Below are 16,389 nucleotides of genomic sequence, written 5' to 3'. Positions count from 1 at the left end.
CTTTGGCAATGGATCGCGCGGAGAAAATCGGCCTGGGGGTGGCGACGGCGGGACATGTGCTGCTGTTCGGCCTGCTGTCGTCCGGTTTTCTGGCCACTCCCAACCCGCTGAAATTGAACTCGCCGCCGATGGACGTCAGCCTGGTGGACGAGGTGGCGCTGAAATCGACCGCGCCGCAGGTGTCGACGCAGCCACCGCCGCCCAGCGCCGCGCCGGAGCAAGGCCCGACCGAGGACGCCGCGCCCGCGCCGGAGCCTGAACCCGCGCCCCGGCCGACGCCCGCCCCGCCCGCACCCAGGTACGCGCCGCCCAAGCCGGTGGCGAAGCCTGCGCCCGCCAAACCGACGCCCGCGCCGCCGAAAAGGGACGTGCCCGCTGCCAAGCCCAAGCCCAGGCCGGCGCCGGAGAAACCGAAGCCCGCCGCCGCCGCGCCTGTCAAAGCGTCGCAAAAGCCCGCGGCCAAGCCCAATGCCCCCGCTCGCGCCTCGGGTCAGGGCAAGGCGGAAAAGCCCAGGGGTTCGCTGCTGGGCAAGGATTTCCTGAAAGGCATCGATACCGAGGCCGACGCGCCGCGCAAGCCCGCGCCGCCGCCCGCCGCCGCCATGGGACCGGCGCAGAAGGCCGCGCTGGACCGTTTGATCGGCGATCAGATATATCGATATTTGAACCTTCCATCTGGCGCGGACGTGGAATTGCTGGTGGCGTTTCTGGACGTCAAGCTGGACCGCAATGGCCGCGTGATCGGAACGCCTGAGGTCATCGACGTCCAGGGCATCAATGCCAGCAATCGGCCCCAGGTCTCGATCTACAAGGAACGCGCGGTTCAGGCGGTGTTGCGGGCGTCCCCGTTCAAGGGACTGCCGACTGAATATTATGAACAATGGAAGTGGCTCAGCCCACTGCGAGTCTATGCGAGGAAGGCACGATGAACAGCTTGAAGCTCTGGCTTAAGGGGAATCGTGCTCCTGCGAAGGCAGGAGCCCAGTTCGGAGTTCGGGACTGGGCTCCTGCCTTCGCAGGAGCACGAGGGAGGATGATCCGGTCGCGCCGCTTGCGGGGCCTCGCCTCGCTCGCGGCGGGGCTTCTTCTGGGAGCGACCCCCGCTCTGGCCCAATTGTCGGTCGACGTGACCGGGGACATCGACAGCAGCCTCAAGATCGTGGTTCCCGCGCTGCCCGCGCAGGCGGAGGTTTCCACGCCCGCCGGTTCCTCGACCGAATTGGGGCGCAAGATCGCGGAGGTGATTGCCGCCGACCTCAAGGGGTCGGGCCTGTTCGATCCTTCCGGGCCGAACGGCATCCCGACCATCGCCTTTCCCGAAGTCACCAACCCCGCCTATGAAAAATGGGGCGCCTATCAGGCGCTGGTGCAGGGTTTCGTGCGCACCACGGGGGGAGAAGCGGACATTACCGTCGGCTGCTATCTCTACGACGTGGCGTTGAAGCAGGAACTGACGCGGCAGGGCTATGTCGTCGCGCCCCGCGACTGGCGGCGGGCCGCGCATAAATGCGCCGACGCCATCTATGCGCGCCTGTCGGGCGAAAGCCCCTTCTTCGACAGCCGCATCGCCTATATCGCGGAGAGCGGACCCAAGGGGAACCGCACCAAGCGCCTGGCCATTATGGATTCGGACGGCGCAAACCACCGCTTCATCACCAATGGCCAGTCGATCGCGCTGACGCCGCGCTTCTCGCCCGATTACAAGTCGATCGTCTATGTGAGCTACCTGAACAACCGGGTGCGCATCTATGTCTACGACATCGGCACGGGCAAGCAGCGGCTGGTGACGGAGAGCAGCAATGCGACCTTCGCGCCGCGCTGGTCGCCCGACGGGCGCAACATCCTCTTTTCCATGGCCATCGCGGGCAATACCGACATCTATCGCGTATCGTCCGGCGGCGGCGCGCCGCAACGCCTGACCACCGCGCCGGGCATCGACGTCGGCGGCAGCTATTCGCCGGACGGCCGCCAGATCGTCTTCGAAAGCGACCGTTCGGGCAGCCAGCAAATCTATGTGATGAACGCCGACGGTTCGGGCCAGCGCCGGATCAGCCATGGCGGCGGCCGCTATGCGACGCCGGAATGGAGCCCGCGCGGCGACCTGATCGCCTTCACCAAGATTTCCGGCGACTTCAAGATCGCGGTGATGACCCCCAGCGGCGACAATGAGCGCATCCTGACCAATGGCTGGCAGGACGAACAGCCGAGCTGGTCGCCCAATGGCCGCGTGCTGCAATTCTTCCGCACCACGCCGGGCCGGGAGGGGAGCAGCCAGGTGTGGCAGGTCGACCTGACCGGGGTGAACGAACGGCGCATCCCGACGCCGCTCAGCGGTTCCGACCCGGCCTGGGGGCCGCTGCTGCCCTAGGATGCGCGGTCATCTAACTCAGGGCGGGCTGCAAATGGCGGACTTCTGCGCTTCCGGTGCTCACGTACTAAAGTACGCTGCGCGCCGGTTCTCGAATTCCACCATTTTCGCTCCACCCTGAGCCAGATGCCCACACATCCTAATCTGCATCAGATCGGAACCGAAACGTCCTGACTGCGTAACGACTTTAGACCCTGTGTTGAGGAGCAACCCGATGAAACTTTCCCGTCCCTTGCTGATGGCGACCGCCATCGTGGCTCTTGCCGCCTGCTCGAAGAAGCCGCCGCAGGAACTGCCGCCCGCGCCCGGCGGCGATGCTTCCGCGCAGACCGGCGGGCCGGCCACGCCCTCCGGCCCGGTCAAGGGCAGCCAGGAGGATTTCGTCGCCTCCGTATCGTCGGACCGCATCCTGTTCGACACCGACCAATATGATGTCGACGCGCAGGACCAGCAGATATTGCAGAGCCAGGCCGCCTGGTTGCAGCAGAACCCCAATGTCCGCGTGACCATCGAAGGGCATGCCGACGAGCGCGGCACCCGCGACTACAACATCGCGCTGGGCGAGCGCCGGGCCAATGCCGCGAAGAACTATCTCGCTTCGCTGGGCATCGACGCGGGGCGCATCACCACCGTCAGCTACGGCAAGGAACGCCCCGCCGCGCTGGGTTCGGACGAGGCCGCCTGGGCGCAGAACCGGCGCGCGGTGACGGTCACCGTCCAATATTGATCCTGTGAAGCATTGGGGTCGCGCCAGCTTCATGACCCGCCGGTCCCTGGGATCGGCGGGTTTTCTTTTTTTGGGGGAAGCGCGACATGCTCCTGCGCAGGTGGGAGTCCAGTTTCAACGTCGAACTGGGTTCCTGCCTGCGCAGGAACACGGCTCGATTCAGGACCAGCCGCCGCCAAGCGCGAGGAAGATCGCGATCTGGTCCTGCACCAGTTGCACCCGCGCCGCCGCCGCCGACGCCTCCGCATTGGCGAGCGAGCGTTGCGCGTCCAGCAGGGACAGGAAATCGCCGCGTCCGAAGCGGAACAGCTTGCCCGCCTGCGCCGCCGAGATGCCCGCGCTGTCCCGCGCCCGGTCGAGCGCCGCCGTCTGGTCGGCATGGCGGCGGTAGCTTTCCAGCGCGGTCTCGGTCTGGCGCAACGCCTCCAGCACCGTTCCGTCGAAGCGGGCGAGATCGGCCTGCACCTGCGCGTCGGCCTGCGCGATCCGCGCCCTGACGACGGGGCGGTTGGGGAAGCTCCAGCTCAGCAGCGGCCCCAGGCTCATGCCGAAGCTGGTGCCGGACCCGAAGCTCCTGAGCGGGCCGCCGATGCCCAGCGATCCGCCGATGCCGATCTGCGGATAGAGGTCGGCCGTCGCCACGCCGACGCGGGCGGTGTCGGCGGCGATGCCGCGTTCCGCCTGCCGGATGTCGGGCCGCCGCCGGATCAGCGCCGCGCCGTCGCCCATGGGCAGGGCCGCGTGCAGCATCGGGAGGGTCGTGCAATCCTCCACGTCCTTCGGATAATCCGCCGGGGCGCGGCCCAGCAGGGTCGCCAGCAGATATAGCCCGCCCTGCCGCTGCGCCGCGAAGGCGGGCAATCCCGCCTCGCTGGCGTCGACCGCCGCCTGCGCGCGGCTGACGTCGAAGGCGGTGCCGCGACCACCCTTGAACAGCCGCTGGGTGGCGTTGAGAGTTTCCCTTTGCAGGGCCACGACGCGGCGGTTGACGGCCAGCGAATAGTTGGCGGCGCAGACCTGCGCATAGGCCCTGGCCGTCGCCGCCGCCACGCCGACCCGCACATAGTCGCGCGCGGCCGCCACGGCTTCGACATCGGCGGCGCTCGCCTCTATGGCGCGCCTGATCCGGCCGTTGAGGTCGAGCGGATAGGAGGCGGAAAGGCCCAGATCATAGCCGACCACGCCCGGCAGGCTCTCCGCCGTGCCGGAGGGCCGGGCAAGAGTGGCTCCGCCGCCGAGGCTGGTGCCGACGGTCCGCCCGACCTGCGCCGCGCTGAGGTTGGCGTCGGCCACGCGCAGGTCGGTGTTCGCGGCGAGCGCCTGTTCGACCAGCGCGTCCAGCCGGGGATCGTCATAGAGCCGCCACCAATGGCCGGGCAGTTCGGCATTGCTGAAGCGGGCGTCCTGCGCCGACAGGAAGGCGCCCTGCGCGGCGGGGGCGGTTGCGGCGGATTTTTCCGGCGGGCGATAGTCCGGGCCTGCGGTGGCGCAGGCGGTCAGCGCGAGGGCCATCAGGGGCGCGCATATCTTTGTCCTGGGCCTGCTTTCTTCTGGTGAGGGCTGGCGGCTTCCCAAGAAAGGAAAGGGCTTCGACAGGCTCAGCCCGAACGGGGAAAAGGTGCCGGAAGAGGAAATGTTACGCATGGCGGCACTGTCCCGGCTTTGCGTTCTTCCGCGCCGGTTCGATGGTCACGGTGGCGGTGCGACCGGCGATCAGCTTCACCTCCGCCGGTATGTGGGTCAGCTTCACCCGCACCGGGATGCGCTGGGCCAGGCGCACCCAGGAGAAGGTCGGCTCGACGGTCGGCAGCAGATTGCCCGAATCCGAACGGCTGCTGTCGTTGATGCCATAGGCGATGCTGTCGACCCGCCCGTGCAGATCCTGCGCCTCGCCCATCAGCCGGACCGTCACCGGCGCGCCGATGCAGACCAGCGGCAGCTTGGTTTCCTCGAAATAGCCCTCGACGCGCAGGCTGTCGCGGTCGACCAGCGCCATGGCCTGCTGCCCCGCGGCGACGAAATCGCCCGGATGCAGGTCCAGGTTCGTGACCACGCCGTTGACCGAAGCCACCACCTGCGTCCGTTTCAGGTTGAGGGCGGCGGCGTCCCGCGCGCTCATCGCCTCGGCCAGCGCGGCCTGCGCCGTGGCGACGCGGGCGACATTCTGTTCATGCGCTTCCTTCGCCACCAGATCGCCCAGCGCGACGTCGCGGGTCGCCTCCCGCCGGGCCTGGCCCAAGGTCGCCTTGGCGCTGGCGATCCGCGCCTCCGCCTGCTCCACCGCCAGCGCATAGCGCGGCCGGTCGATCACGAACAGCAGGTCGCCCGCCTTCACCGCCTGATTGTCGTGCACGGCGACGGACGTCACCAGCCCGCCAATGTCGGGCGTCACCCGCACCACATCGGCGCGCACCCGCCCGTCGCGGGTCCAGGGGCTGCGCTCATAGTGATTCCACATCCATATGGCCGCCAGCAGCGCGGCGATGACGATGACGATGGTGGCGGCGCTGCGGCCCAGCGTGGCGGCCAATGTTGAAAAGCGGCGGTTCATAGGCGGATTCCAAGGGTGGGGACGAGGATGGCGAGCGCGCCCAGCATCAGCACGAAGATGCTGAGGTCGACCGCCGCCCGATAGGCGAGGAAACGGTAGAGGCCGAAGGCGCCGATCAGCCGGGTCACCCCCCAGCTCAGGACCAGCGCGACCAGCGCCAACAATAAAAGCGTCGGGACATAGACGCCGCCCAGGGCGATTTCTCCGGTCATGCAGTGGCCCTCCGATAGCCTTCGCTCTCCGGGAACAGGTTGCGGCGCAGGCTGACCAGCGCGAGGATCGCCTGCCGCCGGATCGCGGCGCTGCGATTGCGGGACAGGTCGCCGATCGCATGGTCGATGTCGGCGAGCAGGGCCGGGCGAGCGGGTGCCGGCGCGTCCGGGTCCAGCCCGCGATAATGCGCGCCCACCCCGGTCAGCACATCGGCCAGCGGCGCGGCTTCATCGGCGGGCAGGTCCAGCCGCAATTGCCGCAACTCGCCGATGGCGACCCCGGTCCGCAGGTCGCGCAACGCATCGTAGAGCGGTCGCCCGCTGTCCGACCGGGTCGCCGCCAGACGGGGGGCGAGCAAGGCGATGCGGTCCAGCATCCGGTTGATCCAGCCGCGCACGTCGGGCGGCGTCATCAGCGTGGCGCGATTGGCGATGTCGTTCCAGCCCGCCCGCACCGTGCGCCGGATCGCCCGCTCGACGCCCGCCGACTGCAACAGCCCGGCCATGACGATGGCGAACCAGAGGCCGACCAACTGCGCCACCGTGCCGTTGGCATAGGCGGCAAAGGCGTCCCGATAACGGTCCGACAGCAGCACCGGGCTGCCCAGCCCCAGCAATGTCGGCAGGGCGATGCCCATCCAGCGCGGCGACGCCATCATCGTGCCCAGCAGCAGCAGCACCGGCGCATAGGCAGCGGCCAGCATGGCGAACCCGTCCAGGCGCGGCATGATGACATAGCCATAGACCGCGCCGATCAGCGAAGCGGCGATGGTGCCGATCATGAAGCCCTTGAGCGGGGCCAGCGGATTGTCCGACCCGGCGAACAGGGAGAGGAACACGCCCGCCAGCATCACAGCCGTGCCGCCGTCCCTCCACCCGCTGCCGATCCACAGGGCGCAACCCAATGCGATGGTGACGAAGGCGCCGAAGGCGCCGCGCGCCGCCCCGGCATGATCCCTGTGCAGTTCGCGGTTGCGCCGTCCCTCCAGCAATTCGCCGACGCGGGGACTCACCGCCTCGCGCCTGTGCGTCACCATCTGGTCGTAAAGGTCGCGGCAGTCGCGATGCGCCGCGATCAGCGTGGCCAGCCGGGCGAACAGGCTGAGGCGCATCATCTCCGCCCAGCCCATCTCCTCCCGCGCCGCGGGCTCCAGCGCGGCGCAGCGGGCGATCAGCGCGTCCGCCGCCGCCGTGCGGGCGGCGATATCCTCGCCAGGGTCGACGATCCAGGCGCGGATGTCGGCGATCAGCTTCCGGACCGGCGGCGGCACCTTTCCGCCGCTGGCCGCCTTCAGCATCGCCAGCCGGTCCTCCACCGCCGCGCCCAGCGGCAGCAGCAGGGAAAGCTGGTCCTGCATCGCCCGCACCGTGCGCACGCGGGGGCCAGGCGGCTGATGTCGAAGGGCAGGTGCACCGACATCTGGTGCAGTTCGGTGATGTCCTGCGCCAGGCGGCGGCGTTCCTGCGCCAGCCCCTCCACCGGCTCCAGCGCGATGGCGTCATGGGACCAGCGTTCGGCGTCGCGCAGAATCGCCTGCACCCGCGCGAGCAGCAGGTCGGTGATGGAGCCGGGGAAGACGACGCCGTGGACCAGGCTGCCGCACAGGATGCCCAGGGTGATTTCCTGTACGCGCAGCGTGGCCACGGTGAAGATGGCCTGGGGCGTGTCGACGTCGGGAAAGACGATCAGGCAGGCGCTGTAGCCCGCCAGCACGAACATATAGGATCGCGGCGTCCGGTCGAGCAGGGAGATATAGACGCAGGCCGCCACCCATGAGGCCATGGCCAGCGACAGCAATTCGGGGGAATTGACCAGCGGCGGCACGACGGCGACCGAAAAGACCGCGCCGGTCAGCGTGCCGATGGTGCGGAACACCGCCTTGGAAATCACCGCGCCCGCCAGCGGCTGGGCGACGATATAGCTGGTGAGGAAGGCCCAATAGGGCCGTTCCAGCCCGATGCTGAGCGCCGCATAGAGCGCCAGCATCGCCGCCGCGAAACATTTGAGGGAGAAGAGCGCGGCCGGCCAGCCGATGCGCTCGCCAAAGGCCTTCATGTCAGCACTGCCCCCGCCGTTCGGCCATGCGCCGTTCCAGCAGGCCCAGCAGGTTGACGAGGATTTCGATGGCGGTGTCGGGCACGCCCTCCAGCAGTTCGCGCCGCAAATTGGCCAGCCGGGCCTCGATCTGGCCCACCAGTTCCTTCCCCTCCGCCGTGAAGGCGACGCGGTTAGAGCGGCGATCGTCGGGGTTGGGCACGCGCTCGACAAGGCCCGCCGCCTGCAACTGGTCCAGCGTGCGCACCAGCGAGGGCTGGGCGATGCCCAATTCCTCCGCCAGGTCGGCCTGCCGCGCATCCGGGCCGAGCCGGTCGAGATAGATGAGGCACCAGCCCGCGCTGTTGGACACGCCGAATTCCGCCAGCGCCAGATCGGCCAGTTGCCGCCATTGGCGCGATACCTGGGGCAGCTTGTGCGCGAGGATGCGCTTGAGTTCAGATCGGGACATTTTTCTTAGATAGCTAACTAATATTATGCGTCAAGGGATATTGTTATTCCTCCCCATCGGGAGATGGGGAGGGGGACCAGCCGAAGGCTGGTGGAGGGGAATGGGGCGCGACCTCCGAATTTCCCCTCCACCACCGCCTTCGGCGGCGGTCCCCCTCCCCATGCATGCATGGGGAGGAATAGGAAGGGGGCGGGGAAATTCTGTTCCCCGCCCCCTTCCTGTCGCTATCGAATCGTCAGGCCCGGCGCGTGCCGGAAAAGCCCGCTGCGCCGAAGGCGCCGAGCTGCATCGTGCCGGTGATGCTGTCGCCGCTCACCTCCGCCTCGCATTCCAGCGTCATCGGCATGGGGATGGTCATGTTCATCTTCCAAACCAGCCTGTTGCCGTCGACCTTGCCGTCCGCCACGTCGAGCGAACCCATCATGCCCGCGAAGGTGCCGTGGAAACTGTCCCCGGAACTGATGACGGTCAGCACGCCGTTCTGGTCGCCCATCGGGGTCTTCGCCACGCAATCATAGGCGCCGTCCACTGCTGCCATAGCACTTCTCCTTTACGTAACCGTCAATCGGCCAATGTGCCCATTTCCACCGGCAGGCCGACCGCGTCAAGCTGCGGCTTCACCAGTTTCGCGTCGCCCACCACGACCCAGATCAGCCGGGCGGGATCGATCGCCTCCCGCGCCGCCTTGTCCAGGTCCGCCGCCGTCATCGCCCGGTAGACGCCCGGAAGCGTCTCATAATAATCGTCCGGCCGCCCCAGCATCCGATTGCGCATCATCGCGGCCAGCAGGTCGGACGAGGTTTCGAAGCTGCCCGGCAGCGACAATATCTGGCTGTTGATCGTCTGGTTGCGTTCCGCCTCGGTCGTGCCCTTGGCGGTCAGGAAGTCGCCGATGTCCTTGCGCGCCGCGACGATGGATTCGCCCGTCTTGTCCGTCTGCACCGGGGCATAGACCAGCAGCGGGATCGTCTCCTTGACGCCCGGCAGCGCGCTGCCCGCATAATAGGCCCAGCCCTTCGTCTCCCGCAGGTCCATGATCAGGCGGGAAGTGGAACTGCCGCCCAGCACTTCGTTGGCCGTCAGCAGCGTCACCGGATTGTCGGTGCCCGCCTTGTTGGTGAGCAGGCCGGCGAGGATCATCGACTGCGGGCTTTGCGGCTTGTCGACCAGGATGATGCGGGAGGGCCGCATCATGCGGTCCATGCGGAAGAGCTTTGCGCCCTTCGCTGCCTTGGGCGCCTTCCAGTCGCCGAACCGCTTTTCCAGCAGCGGCATCACGTCGGCCAGCGTCGTGTCGCCGGTGACGAAGATGGTCGCATTGTCGGGCCGCAGCCATGTGTCGTGGAAGGCGACCAGATCGGCCCGCGTCACTGCCTTGACGCCGCTTTCCGTGCCGGAGCCGGTGAAGGGAATGCCATAGGGATGCGACTGCCCATAGAGAAGCGGCGGCAGCAGGCGCTGCGCGATGGGCATGGGTTCGGTCTTTTCCGCCGCGATGCGGGTCAGCACCTGGCCGCGCAGGCGTTCGACCTCCGCCGGGGCGAAGGCGGGGTTGCGGATCACGTCGGCCAGCAGGCCCAGCGAGGCGTCCAGATTGGGCTTCAGCGCATAGAGGCCGACATTTGTGGCGTCCATGCCGTTGCCCGCGCTGATCGAGGCGCCCAGCCTTTCCTGTTCCTCCGCGATCTGGATGGAGCTGCGCGTGGTCGTGCCCTCGTCCAGCAGCGCGGCGGTCAGCCCGGCCGTGCCCAGCTTCGCCTTGTCGTCGGCGGCGTTGCCCGCGTCGAAGGACACGGACACCCGCACCACCGGCACCGTGGCGCGGCGGGCGAAGACGATGGGGATGCCGTTTTTGAGCTTCGCATGCTCGACCGTGGGGAATTCCAGATCCTTCACCGGCTCTATGCCCGGTTCGGCGACCTTGGTCGGCGGCGGCGGGGTGGCGGCCACGGGAGCGGGCTTTTTGGGATCGCGGAAATAGGCGGGACGATGGGTAGCGTTGCCCGCCAGCGCATTATCCTCCGCCGAACGCTCGCCCGGCGCGACGGTCAGGCGGAACACCGGCCGCGACAGCCATTTGCGGGCCGCCTCGCTCACCGATTGCGGCGTGGCGGCGGCATAGGCGGCCAGATCCTTCTTATATTTGGCCGGATCGTTGGAATAGACCGCTCCCTCGGCCAGCGTCACCGCCTTGCCGCTGAAACCGCCCACCTTCTCCAGCCCGCCGATGGTGCCGGAAAGCTGCGCCGTCGCGGCGCGCTGCACCTCGTCCGCCGTCGGCCCCTTGGCGAGATAGTCGGCCAGAAGCTGGTCCAGCCGCCTGCCCACCGCCGCCGCGTCCTGCCCCGGCTTCACGTCCACGGTGATCTCCGCGATGGAGAGTTTCTCGAAGGGCTGGATGCTGGCCTTGGCGGCCACGGCGACCTTCTCCCCCCGCACCAATATATTGTCGAGCCGCGACGACCCCAGCCCGCCGAACACCGACATGGCGAGATCGAGCTGGGTCAGATCGTCCGAATTCACCCCCGGCACGATCCAGTTGCGGTAGAGCCGGGTGGCGGCGACATTGTCGTGCATCACCTTCTCGACATCCTTGTCGAGGGTGGGCACGGTCGCGTCGACATCCTGGGGCGCGGGACCGGCGGGGATAGCGCCGAACCATTTTTCGACCTTCGCCTTCGCGGTCGGCACGTCTATGTCGCCCGCCAGCACCAGCACGGCGTTGTTCGGGCCGTAATGCGTCCGGAACCATGTCTGCACGTCGGCCAGGCTGGCGGCGTTCAGGTCCGCCATCGAGCCGATGGTGGAGTGGCGATAGGGATGCCCCTCCGGCAGCATCGCGGCCAGTTGCGCATATTCGACGAGACCATAGGGCTCATTCTCGCCCATGCGCTTTTCATTCTGAACGACGCCGCGCTGCGTATCGAGCTTGGTCTGCGTCACGGCGCCCAGCAGATGGCCCATGCGGTCGGATTCCAGGAACAGCGCCCGGTCGAGCGCGCCGGTCGGCACCGTTTCGAAATAATTGGTGCGGTCGAACCAGGTCGTGCCGTTCCAGTCGGTCGCGCCGATATCCTCCAGCCGCCCGAAGAAGGGGCCGTCGGCATTTTCGGAGCCGTAGAACATCAGATGCTCGAACAGATGGGCGAAGCCGGTCTTGCCCGCCGGTTCGAAGCGGGAGCCGACATGATACCAGATCGACACGCCGACCACGGGGGCCTTGCGGTCGGTGTGGACGATGACGCGCAGGCCGTTCTTCAGCGAGAATTGTTCATAGGGGATGTCCACCGCCGACACGAGGCTGGAGAGCGGCGCGGGCGCGGCCGCGCTGGCCGCCCTGGGCGCCGCGACGGCCTGCATCGTGGGCACCAGCGCGAGCGAGGACAGGCCGAGCATCAGGGCCAAGCGGCGGGAATGGGGGGAGAAGGTCATGAGCGCCTCATGATGGTCATGGATCGGCAGGCAGCATAGCGGGGCGTTTTAGCCGTGCAATACGCTTTCCGCTGGACAGGCCGGGCGGGCGCGATAGGCTTGACCTTCAACCATAAGAGGTTTCGCACCCGATGCGCCTTCGTTCCTTCGCCTTCGCTTCCACCTTCGCCCTTGTCCTCGCCACCCCCGGCCTCGCCTTGGCCGAACCCTCGCCTGCCATCACCGGGGAAGCGATCCGCGCAGACATCGGCTTCCTGGCCGACGACCTGCTGGAGGGGCGCGACGCGGGCACACGGGGCTATGACATCGCCGCCCGCTATGTCGCCGCGCGGTTCGAGACGTTGGGCCTGCGGCAGGCCGTGCAGGATAGCTGGTATCAGCCCGTGACGCTGGCCGTCGCCCAACTCGACAAGGACTCCTCCCCCGCAATGACCATCGGCGGCAGGCGCTTCGCCAATGGCGATGACGTCGCGATCGCCGCCTTCGGCCGCGAGCCGAAGCAGAGCATCGAGGCGCAGGCAGTGTTCGTCGGCTATGGCCTGAAATCGGACCGGGAGAAGATAAACGACTATGCCGGGCTTGACCTGAAGGGCAAGTTCGCGGTCGCGCTGTCCGGCTCGCCCGTCGGCATGCCGAGCGAGATCGGCGCGCATCTGGCCGCCGAAAAGTCACTGGCGGCGCAGCAGGCCGGAGCCATCGGCCTGATCACCATTCCCACCACCAGCTATCTCAATCGCACTCCGTGGGAGAAGGTGCGCGACCGGGCGCAGCATCCGGCGGTGAGCTGGCTGGACAAGGAGGGGCAGCCCTATATCCGCACGCCCGCGATCCGGGGCACCGGCACGGTGAACGGGGCCGCCGCCGACGCGCTGTTCGCCGGATCGGGCAAGACCGTCGCCGCGATCCGCGCCCAGGCCGAGAAGGAGGGCGCCCGGCCCAGGGGCTTCGCGCTGAAGCCCGCCGTCCGCATCGACCGCGCCAGCAGCGTGGCGACCGCGCCCAGCCGCAACGTGCTGGCGGTGCTGCCCGGTTCCGACCCGGCGCTTTCGGATGAATATGTGCTGCTGATGGCGCATCTCGACCATCTGGGCGTCAGGGAAAGCGCCAAGGGACCGGACAAGGTCTATAATGGCGCGATGGACAATGCGTCCGGCGTGGCGACCATGCTGGCGGTGGCGAAAGCCTTTATCGAAAGCGGGGAGCGGCCGAAACGATCCATCCTGTTCGCGGCGGTGACGGCGGAAGAAGACGGGCTGTTGGGGTCGCAATATCTGGCGAGGAACCCGGTCCTGCCGGCCGGCGGCAAGCTGGTCGGCGTGGTCAATCTCGACATGCCGATCCTGACCTATGATTTTCAGGACGTGATCGCTTTCGGGGCCGATCATTCGACTTTGGGGCCTATCGTCGAGAAGGCGGCGAAGGCCGAGGGCGTTTCGCTTTCGCCCGATCCTCTGCCCGCCGAGGGGCTGTTCACCCGGTCCGACCATTACCGCTTCGTGCAGGAGGGGGTGCCCGCCGTGTTCCTGATGACCGGCTTCGCCGGGCCGGGGAAAGAGGCGTTCGAACATTTCCTGAAAACCGACTATCACCAGCCGTCGGACCAGATGAGCCTGCCCTTTCACTGGGAGGCGGCGGCCAAGTTCGCCAAGGTGAACTATGCCATCGCCCGCGAGATCGCGGACGAGCCGCAGGCGCCGCTCTGGTACAAGGGCGATTTCTTCGGGGATGCCTTCGCGCCGGATGCGCACAAGGCGGTGAAGCGGTAGGAACGGGATAAGCTCTCATCCGTTCGGGCTGGGCGTAGCTAAGGGCTTCGACAAGCTCAGCCCCGCCCCTTCGACTTCGCTCAGGGTGAACGGAGGAGCGCCCTAGGGATATTTGCGTAGGGCCTCTTGTGTTGCTTTTATGCAACATTACATCGTGACCAGCTTCACGAAGGGCCAAATTGCAAGAGAGGACTCTGATGAACCTCGAGAAATTCACTGACCGCGCCAAGGGTTTCCTCCAGTCGGCGCAGACCGTCGCGATCCGGATGAGCCACCAGCGCATCGGGCCGGAGCATCTGTTGAAGGCGTTGCTGGAGGACCAGCAGGGCATGGCGTCCGGGCTGATCAAGGCGGCGGGCGGCGATGCGGGCGTGGCGCTGCGCGAGACCGATGCGGCGCTGGCCAAGGTGCCCGCGGTGTCGGGCAGCGGAGCGCAGCAGACGCCGGGGCTGGACAATGACGCGGTGCGGGTGCTGGATTCTGCCGAGCAGGTCGCGGCCAAGGCGGGGGACAGCTTCGTCACGGTCGAGCGGCTGTTGCTGGCGCTGACCCTGGCCAGCACGACGGCGGCGGGCAAGGCTTTGGCGGCCGCTGGCGTGAAGGCGGAGGGGCTGAACGCCGCGATCAATGCTCTGCGCGGCGGGCGCACTGCCGATACGGCGGGGGCGGAGGATCGATACGACGCGCTCAAGAAATTCGCCCGCGACCTGACCGAAGCGGCGCGGGCGGGCAAGCTGGACCCCGTCATCGGCCGCGACGAGGAAATCCGGCGGACGATCCAGATATTGGCGCGGCGGACCAAGAATAATCCCGTGCTGATCGGCGATCCCGGCGTCGGCAAGACCGCCATCGCCGAAGGGCTGGCGCTGCGCATCGCCAATGGCGACGTGCCCGATACGCTGAAGGACCGGACGCTGATGGCGCTCGACATGGGGTCGCTGATCGCGGGGGCCAAATATCGCGGCGAGTTCGAGGAGCGGCTGAAGGGCGTTCTGGACGAGGTGAAGGGCGCAGAGGGGCAGATCGTCCTCTTCATCGACGAGATGCACACGCTGATCGGCGCGGGCAAGTCAGAGGGCGCGATGGATGCGGGCAATTTGTTGAAGCCTGCGCTGGCTCGCGGCGAACTGCATTGCATCGGCGCGACGACGCTCGACGAATATCGCAAATATGTGGAGAAGGACCCGGCCTTGCAGCGGCGGTTCCAGCCGGTCTTCGTGGGCGAGCCGACGGTGGAGGACACTATCTCCATCCTGCGGGGCCTGAAGGAGAAATATGAACTGCACCATGGCGTGCGGATCACCGACGGCGCGATCGTGTCGGCGGCGACGCTCTCCAACCGCTACATCACCGACCGTTTCCTGCCTGACAAGGCCATCGACCTGATGGACGAGGCGGCTTCGCGGCTGCGCATGGAGGTGGAGAGCAAGCCGGAGGAGATCGAGACGCTCGACCGGCGGATCATCCAGTTGAAGATCGAGCGGGAGGCGCTGAAGAAGGAGACGGACAAGGCTTCGCAGGACCGTCTGGCGGCGCTGGAGGAAGACCTGGCCAATCTGGAGCAGCAGTCGGCCGAACTCACCCAGCGCTGGCAGGCGGAGAAGGACAAGATTGCGGGCGAGAGCAAGCTGAAGGAGCAGTTGGACGCCGCGAGGGTCGAACTGGACCAGGCGCAGCGGGCGGGCGACCTCGCCAAGGCGGGGGAACTGGCCTATGGGCGGATTCCCGAACTGGAGCGCAAGCTGGAAGAGGCGCAGAACGTCACCCAGGGCGCGATGCTGCGCGAGGAAGTGACGCCGGAGGACATCGCTTCGGTGGTCAGCCGCTGGACCGGCATTCCCGTCGACAAGATGATGGAGGGTGAACGGGAGAAGCTGCTCGCCATGGAAGCGGAACTGGGCAAGCGCGTCATCGGGCAGGCGGAGGCCGTGAAGGCCGTGTCGACCGCCGTGCGCCGGTCGCGGGCGGGTTTGCAGGATCCGAACCGGCCGCTGGGGTCGTTCCTGTTCCTGGGGCCTACGGGCGTGGGCAAGACGGAGCTGACCAAGGCGCTGGCCGGATTCCTGTTCGACGACGACAGCGCGATGGTGCGCATCGACATGAGCGAGTTCATGGAGAAGCATTCGGTCGCCCGGCTGATCGGCGCGCCTCCGGGCTATGTCGGCTATGAGGAAGGCGGCGTGCTGACCGAGGCGGTGCGGCGGCGGCCCTATCAGGTCGTGCTGTTCGATGAGGTGGAGAAGGCGCATGGCGACGTGTTCAACGTGCTGTTGCAGGTGCTGGACGATGGCCGCCTGACCGATGGGCAGGGGCGGACGGTGGATTTCACCAACACGATCATCGTGCTGACGTCGAACCTGGGCAGCCAGTTCATCGCTTCGTTGGCCGATGACGAGCCGGTCGAGAAGGTCGAGGATCAGGTGATGGACATCGTCCGGGCGCATTTCCGGCCGGAATTCCTGAACCGGCTGGACGAGGTGATCCTGTTCCACCGCCTGGGCGCGAGCCATATGGCGCCGATCGTCGACATTCAGGTGGCGCGGATCGGCAAGCTGTTGAAGGACCGCAAGGTGACGCTGGACCTGACCGATGGAGCGCGGGCGTGGCTGGGGCGGGTCGGTTACGATCCGGTCTATGGCGCGAGGCCGTTGAAGCGGGCGGTGCAGCGCTATCTGCAGGATCCGCTGGCGGATTTGATCCTGCGCGGCGAGGTGCCGGATGGGGCGACGGTGAGGGTGGATGAGGGGGATGGGGGGTTGAAGTTGAGTTTGGGGTGATCGCCCTCAACCAGACCGGACAGGCCAAAAAGAAAGGGCGCTTCCTGAG

General features: G+C 67.4%; 11 protein-coding genes and 1 pseudogene. 5 read left to right on the top strand and 7 right to left on the bottom strand.

Features of this window, described 5'->3' with window-relative positions; all coding sequences use genetic code 11:
• Nucleotides 1-8: 8 nt before the first annotated feature.
• From SIDU_RS16495 to pal, 3 genes are all read left to right on the top strand, one after another.
• Nucleotides 9-929 carry a hypothetical protein gene (locus tag SIDU_RS16495; RefSeq protein ID WP_007684318.1) on the top strand — a complete coding sequence of 307 codons (921 nt, stop codon included), beginning with the start codon at nt 9-11 and terminating at the stop codon, nt 927-929.
• Nucleotides 930-1,033: 104 nt separating this feature from the next.
• Nucleotides 1,034-2,368: a Tol-Pal system beta propeller repeat protein TolB gene (gene tolB / locus SIDU_RS16490; RefSeq protein ID WP_007684317.1), complete on the top strand. Its 1,335-nt coding sequence runs from the start codon at nt 1,034-1,036 to the stop codon at nt 2,366-2,368.
• Nucleotides 2,369-2,582: 214 nt separating this feature from the next.
• Nucleotides 2,583-3,095, top strand: coding sequence for a peptidoglycan-associated lipoprotein Pal (pal, locus tag SIDU_RS16485; protein ID WP_007689541.1), 513 nt, complete (start codon nt 2,583-2,585; stop codon nt 3,093-3,095).
• Between the two features lie 159 nt (nt 3,096-3,254).
• On the opposite strand, the gene SIDU_RS16480 is transcribed toward pal, so the two are convergent.
• The 7 genes and pseudogenes from SIDU_RS16480 to SIDU_RS16450 form a co-directional block, all read right to left on the bottom strand.
• On the bottom strand, nt 3,255-4,607 hold the full coding sequence (locus SIDU_RS16480; RefSeq protein WP_007689538.1) for an efflux transporter outer membrane subunit: 1,353 nt from the start codon (nt 4,605-4,607) through the stop codon (nt 3,255-3,257).
• Between the two features lie 124 nt (nt 4,608-4,731).
• Nucleotides 4,732-5,646, bottom strand: coding sequence for an efflux RND transporter periplasmic adaptor subunit (locus SIDU_RS16475; protein WP_007689537.1), 915 nt, complete (start codon nt 5,644-5,646; stop codon nt 4,732-4,734).
• Complete coding sequence (locus SIDU_RS16470) at nt 5,643-5,858, bottom strand: DUF1656 domain-containing protein (RefSeq protein ID WP_007689534.1); 216 nt, start codon at nt 5,856-5,858, stop codon at nt 5,643-5,645. The genes SIDU_RS16475 and SIDU_RS16470 overlap by 4 nt, the downstream gene beginning before the upstream one ends.
• Nucleotides 5,855-7,914, bottom strand: a pseudogene (locus SIDU_RS16465) (FUSC family protein). The gene SIDU_RS16470 and the pseudogene SIDU_RS16465 overlap by 4 nt, the downstream one beginning before the upstream one ends.
• A gap of 1 nt (nt 7,915) precedes the next feature.
• Nucleotides 7,916-8,365 carry a MarR family winged helix-turn-helix transcriptional regulator gene (locus SIDU_RS16460; RefSeq protein ID WP_007689529.1) on the bottom strand — a complete coding sequence of 150 codons (450 nt, stop codon included), beginning with the start codon at nt 8,363-8,365 and terminating at the stop codon, nt 7,916-7,918.
• A gap of 235 nt (nt 8,366-8,600) precedes the next feature.
• Nucleotides 8,601-8,903: a hypothetical protein gene (locus tag SIDU_RS16455; protein WP_007689527.1), complete on the bottom strand. Its 303-nt coding sequence runs from the start codon at nt 8,901-8,903 to the stop codon at nt 8,601-8,603.
• A gap of 23 nt (nt 8,904-8,926) precedes the next feature.
• A complete protein-coding gene (locus SIDU_RS16450) occupies nt 8,927-11,797 on the bottom strand; it encodes a M16 family metallopeptidase (protein ID WP_007689525.1) in 2,871 nt (956 codons plus the stop codon).
• Nucleotides 11,798-11,928: 131 nt separating this feature from the next.
• Here SIDU_RS16450 and SIDU_RS16445 point away from each other — a divergent pair, with 131 nt between their 5' ends.
• Nucleotides 11,929-13,563 (top strand): M28 family metallopeptidase, encoded by a 1,635-nt coding sequence (locus SIDU_RS16445; RefSeq protein ID WP_007689523.1) that lies wholly within the window; start codon nt 11,929-11,931, stop codon nt 13,561-13,563.
• A 197-nt stretch (nt 13,564-13,760) separates the two neighbouring features.
• On the top strand, nt 13,761-16,340 hold the full coding sequence (gene clpB, locus SIDU_RS16440; protein WP_007689522.1) for an ATP-dependent chaperone ClpB: 2,580 nt from the start codon (nt 13,761-13,763) through the stop codon (nt 16,338-16,340).
• Nucleotides 16,341-16,389: the final 49 nt, after the last annotated feature.

This window comes from Sphingobium indicum B90A (assembly GCF_000264945.2).
In the GTDB taxonomy this organism is placed as follows: Bacteria; Pseudomonadota; Alphaproteobacteria; order Sphingomonadales; family Sphingomonadaceae; genus Sphingobium; species Sphingobium indicum.
Note: the sequence above shows the minus strand (reverse complement) of the source record. Positions and strands in the feature narration are given on the sequence as shown.

Bases quoted from the DNA above. Each gene is read 5' to 3' on its own strand.
- SIDU_RS16495 (WP_007684318.1), top strand. From the start codon at position 9: ATGGATCGCGCGGAGAAAATCGGCCTGGGGGTGGCGACGGCGGGACAT.
- tolB (WP_007684317.1), top strand. From the start codon at position 1,034: ATGATCCGGTCGCGCCGCTTGCGGGGCCTCGCCTCGCTCGCGGCGGGG.
- pal (WP_007689541.1), top strand. From the start codon at position 2,583: ATGAAACTTTCCCGTCCCTTGCTGATGGCGACCGCCATCGTGGCTCTT.
- SIDU_RS16480 (WP_007689538.1), bottom strand. From the start codon at position 4,607: ATGGCCCTCGCGCTGACCGCCTGCGCCACCGCAGGCCCGGACTATCGC.
- SIDU_RS16475 (WP_007689537.1), bottom strand. From the start codon at position 5,646: ATGAACCGCCGCTTTTCAACATTGGCCGCCACGCTGGGCCGCAGCGCC.
- SIDU_RS16470 (WP_007689534.1), bottom strand. From the start codon at position 5,858: ATGACCGGAGAAATCGCCCTGGGCGGCGTCTATGTCCCGACGCTTTTA.
- SIDU_RS16460 (WP_007689529.1), bottom strand. From the start codon at position 8,365: ATGTCCCGATCTGAACTCAAGCGCATCCTCGCGCACAAGCTGCCCCAG.
- SIDU_RS16455 (WP_007689527.1), bottom strand. From the start codon at position 8,903: ATGGCAGCAGTGGACGGCGCCTATGATTGCGTGGCGAAGACCCCGATG.
- SIDU_RS16450 (WP_007689525.1), bottom strand. From the start codon at position 11,797: ATGACCTTCTCCCCCCATTCCCGCCGCTTGGCCCTGATGCTCGGCCTG.
- SIDU_RS16445 (WP_007689523.1), top strand. From the start codon at position 11,929: ATGCGCCTTCGTTCCTTCGCCTTCGCTTCCACCTTCGCCCTTGTCCTC.
- clpB (WP_007689522.1), top strand. From the start codon at position 13,761: ATGAACCTCGAGAAATTCACTGACCGCGCCAAGGGTTTCCTCCAGTCG.